At 38.0% G+C, this 4087-nt stretch carries 2 protein-coding genes; both read left to right on the top strand.

The window, feature by feature from the left end:
* The first annotated feature begins 233 nt into the window (after window positions 1-233).
* Window positions 234-1199 carry a hypothetical protein gene (locus AB1414_16845; protein ID MEW6609084.1) on the top strand — a complete coding sequence of 322 codons (966 nt, stop codon included), beginning with the start codon at window positions 234-236 and terminating at the stop codon, window positions 1197-1199.
* A gap of 30 nt (window positions 1200-1229) precedes the next feature.
* A partial coding sequence (locus tag AB1414_16840; protein MEW6609083.1) for an alpha/beta fold hydrolase occupies window positions 1230-4087 on the top strand: 2858 nt, incomplete at its 3' end.

The following is a 4087-nucleotide window of genomic DNA, read 5'->3' as shown; positions in this document are numbered from 1 at the left end:
CAGACTCCAGGATTGATGTCCGAAGGGTGGAGCAAGAAAAAGTTTGAGCCATTTCTCCAATTCTCCTTTTTCCCCATTTCTCCTTGTTTACACTTCTAATGTATAGCCCTGAACGGTTACAAAAATTAAATAGGGCTTCACGAAATTAAAACTAAGTAAAAGTAATGGGTTAATTGGTAACTAATTACCATTCACCAGTTACCAATTACCAAAATTAAGGAGGTAGATTTAAAATGGGTAAAAGAAGTTTAAAGGGAAATTCAAGAGGGACAGGGATTAAGAAGATAATGTGTAGTATTGCGGTGATGTGTGTCTTGCTATGCAGTAGCACTATAGCCCAGGGTATAGAATGGCAATGGCCATGGCTAAAAGCTAAGGAGCAAAAGACTAAGCAGGAACAGGTGGTTAAAAAGAAAAATCTACAACTTAGACCAAAACAAATCGGCACACCTACTGTCCAGGCATTACTGGATAAGGTCAAGGAGAATTACCAGAAGATACAAGATTTGAAGGCGGATTATCAGATGAAAGTAAGAATCCCTGAAAATATGGGAGATATAGATTTACTTAAACAGATGTTAGGAATAATCGGTGATTTGATTATCCAGGACGAGAAGTTTTTCTTTAAAGCACCGGATAAACTTAAATGGTTACCTCCAAAAGAACTGCTTACAGTGGTTAAAAAGAATAATGTTGAATATAGGAGGATGGGAACAGGATGGGGAGGTCCGGTGACTAAAGATACACCTGTTGGGAATTATAACCTTCCCTGGTATACCCTTTTAGACCCGGATAGGTTTGATTTCTACTGGCGGTTGGATGAGTTAATTACTAAGTTTGATAGTAAGGTTATCTCTAATCCTGAAATTGATATCTGGGTGATTGAAGCTGTTCCGAAAAAAAGTAATCCGGAGGATGAATATAATTATCCAGAGCATGGAATTAGAATGGAAATATTTATAGATTATAATAAAGGAGTAATTATAAAAATTGATAAATGTGATATGGATAATCAACAAATATGTTCTCGAAGAGAAAGTCAAATGTTTCAATTAATTAATAATATTTGGATACCAACAAAATTTATTTTGACTAAATTCCCTATCCCTAAATTTAGACCTGAACAAACAACAGAAGAATATACTTTAAGTAATATTCAGATAAATACAGGTATACCTGATAGTGAGTTTGAGTTTTAGGTTTAATTTACTCTGTTGGAGGTGAAAATTATGTTAAAAAGAGCCATTATTTTAGGGTTAGTAGGCAGTTTATTTTGGTTAACTCCAGCCTTTGCTAAGAATCCTGTGCTTTTAGTTCATGGAACTAATGATACCTCAGAGATGTGGGAAACAGGTTGTTTAAAAAAGACATTACAAAATGCAGGATTTGATGTGTTCACCTTAGCTGATTTTCCTGAATTGGGTGGAGATTTTCCTCTTAAAGGACAAGGATTAATACAGGAGGATATCAAGCAACTTAAAAAGATCATTGATAAGATTAAGGAACAAACAGATGCTGAGAAAGTAGATATAATAGCCCATTCACGAGGTGGTTTAGTAGCTGAACTTTATACGATGATGTATGGGAATCAACATGAATCTGAAATGAAGTATACATATCTTCCTGCTAATTCTGATAAGCCAAAAGAAATCACCATCACCGGCATCCCCCGCTATGGCAATGATGTAGGTCAAATCATCATGCTTGGGACACCGAATAAAGGGAGTTTTTTAGGTGAGTGGGCTTATCATTGTCCAGAGTGGCTCAAGAAACTTATTGAAAATACTCTTCTTCCCAACCCTTACTTTCCCGCAGTAGAGCAACAGCAAACTAAAGGCAGTAATTTTATGGAGGAATTATTCTGGGAGAATAACTTAAATTCAAATGTGAACTATTTTCATATAGCAGAGGATAGGATATTTGGTGGGGATTTAGTCGTTTCTTATGATTCGGCAAAGGGTGTTTTAAAACATGCCCTGGACTCGGTAATTAAAAAAGTAAGTAGTTTAGGTATTCCCTTACCCGTATGGCATCTGGATTTACCTAAAAATATTGGGATAAAGAAAGAGATTTTGGAGGAAACATTTTCTCAATCACCTATCACAGCTAAATTTAGTATATCCCCGGAATCACCGGTTAGAGAAGGGGCAATATCTATCTCTATTACCTTATCCGAGTCTTTACCTTCAGCACCAACACTATTTATTAAAGGTAACGGTGCTTTTTCTTCTCCACACCCAATATCTTTAGCAGGCTCGGGTAAGAACTTCTCTGTAATCTTGAATATTCCCAAGGGGACTGACGGTAGTGCAAAGCTTTATTTTGAGGATAAAACACAAATGCAGGTAAAGATAGCCAGTGCTGATTGTAATGAAGATATTATAGAAACTATCGATGTTCCAATATCAGGCTATCAGTTCTTTTTAATTGACACCGAGGAGCCGGAGGTAACTGCTACTACACCAGCAGATGGTGAGGTGATTATTGCTGAGGAAATACCTTATACGGTCAATATCTCTGCTACGCTTTTTGACCCACCAATTAATGGCTATGCCTCTGGGATTGATAATTCAACTATTGTATTGAATACTCCTCAAGGAACTTTCCATCAGGCATCAGCAGTTAATAAGTTAGATTATGGAGAGTATACCTGGTCTATTGAGGCAAAGGATAATGCTAATACACCAGGACATGATTTGAAACAATCACCTTATCGCAGGTCGTTTGAGATAGTCCCGCCTATCTTTGTCTCCATTCATCCTGCCTGGCAGAATTTTACAGAACCTTATGAATCACATACCCACTACATCACTATTACTAACAAGGCAAAGAATAAATCATTTACGGCTAATATTGAGATGAAGTTGATTAAAGAATCAGGCTGCCTTTCTATTACTCAATATCCCGCAGATACATTAGATTTACCTGCAGATAGTCAAGCAAGCACCTCTTTCGTAGTTACCTCAGGTGAGGAATTAATACCAGATGATAATTTAATTCATCAGATAACAGTCTCAGTGCCTGGCTTAAAATTATCTGCCATTCAATATGCCAATGGTCAGAACATAGTCACTGACCATCCGGATGAATCCTATGATATTTCAGACCCAAGATACCCAACACCGGCAAAGATAGATTCAGAGGCAGAGGTTGGGGTGTATTTGAATGGTTTTGTAGATGGAGTGGCGCATCTGTTAGGCCGATTTAAAGAGCCTGTCTGGTTTATCGATAGAGATTTTGAGCCTTTACCGACAGAAATAAAGGAGAAAGGGAGAAAGAAGGAAATGGAGAAAAATATTAAAAGAATTCTCTCCTTTTCTCCCTATTCTCCATCTCTCCTTACTAAAAATGAAAGGCTAAAGCCTGAACTCCAGAGAAAGTTACAGGATTTCAAGGTACTGGTTATTCCGAGCTATGGGTTAAGCGGCGTAGATACTTCTGAAATATTGGAATGGAGGTTACGCAAATATGTTGAAGAAGGGGGTGTAGTAGTATGTTTTACGCAGAAGTATGGCTACGAATTTGAGTTTTTGCCAGGAACTGTTACCGGTTATGGGGCAAATGAAGACCAGTCTTGCTGGAAAAATGCAGGTTATATCGATGAGTATCATCCAATCATGGCAGGGCAGGACTCGGCTAACCTTGATGCTAATGCAGATGGATATTTTACACAATGGGGCGATGCGAAGATAATATTGCGTAGAGTAAAAAATCAACAGCCAATGTTAATCATGTATAAATACGGCAAAGGGTATGTGGTAGCCTGTACCTTGTATACAGATTGGGGTTATGGGCATTCACACTGGTCAACAGATGAAACCAATCTGATTCGTGATTTAATCACCTGGGCAAAGTTTAGGGAGCAGGGATTAGGGATGAGGGATGAGATGCCAGAGACTAAACCAGGTGGAACGATAACTGTAAAATGTAAAATTAAAAATGAGAAATTAAAAAGTGCTGCAAAAGTGGTTGTTAAGGTAATAGACCCGGACAAAAAACCATTACCACCTTACACATTAGACCTTACACCCGGCCTTTTACCGAATCAGACAATGGAATTGAGTCTTCCCTCATCCCTCATCCCTCC

The sequence above is a fragment of the bacterium genome, assembly GCA_040755795.1.
Lineage (GTDB): Bacteria > UBA9089 > CG2-30-40-21 > CG2-30-40-21 > SBAY01 > JBFLXS01.
The sequence above is the reverse complement of the archived record's forward strand: the minus strand, read 5'-3'. Positions and strand labels throughout refer to the sequence as shown.

What these genes read in the sequence shown, in the direction of transcription:
- AB1414_16845 (MEW6609084.1), top strand. Translation starts at nt 234, where the DNA reads ATGGGTAAAAGAAGTTTAAAGGGAAATTCAAGAGGGACAGGGATTAAG.